The following is a 695-nucleotide window of genomic DNA, read 5'->3' on the forward strand; positions in this document are numbered from 1 at the left end:
CGGGCACAGTGGTCATAATGCGTTCCATGAGTACGTCCTGGGCTCGGCCTACACGAAGGGCTTCGTGATAGGGAACATGGGGCGAGAACGTCACGAGCGTGTAGAGTGGGATGAACTTGGTTGGATAGTGAGCGTGGATCCAGCCCTCGATCTTTTTCCGCAGGAGAAAGCGCTCATCGGCAACTTTGTCGCGCATTTCGATGAAGTTGTCCAGTGCCAGGTCGGCAATGGCATCACCAGCTGGTTTGCGCATGCTTTCGTAGCGACGGAGTGTACGGGGCCAATCGCCGTTCTCGGCATCAAGACAAAGCATAAGGATGCGGCAATCCTCGAAGCCGGCATTCATTCCCTGGCCGTAGAACGGAACGATGGCATGGGCTGCGTCGCCGATCAAGGCTACCTTTTCGCCGGCGGTCACCCATGGCGCACAGCGTACGGTAACGAGGGATGATTCGGGGTTGGTCATGAAATCATCCAAGAGCGTTGGCATCAGTGGTACGGCATCGGGAAACTGTTCGTTGAAGAACTGTTCTACGGCGTCGCGGCTTGTGAGCTCGGCAAAACTTGGAGAACCCTTGTGGGCAAAAAAGAGCGTACAGGTGAAGGAGCCATCGAGGTTGGGAAGGGCAATCATCATGTAGCTATGGCGCGGCCAGATATGAAGGGAGTTTTTGTCCAAAACAAACCCCCCATCG

At 55.5% G+C, this 695-nt stretch carries 1 protein-coding gene; it reads right to left on the bottom strand.

The genetic code is table 11. The annotated features are described in order from the left end of the window. Window positions 1-637: FAD-dependent oxidoreductase (locus ACLD7X_RS17595; RefSeq protein ID WP_425625450.1), on the bottom strand; the 637-nt coding region annotated here is incomplete at its 3' end. Between the last annotated feature and the right edge of the window lie 58 nt (window positions 638-695).

The organism is Aphanothece microscopica RSMan92, assembly GCF_046613545.2.
Classification (GTDB): Bacteria; Cyanobacteriota; Cyanobacteriia; order PCC-6307; family Cyanobiaceae; genus NIES-981.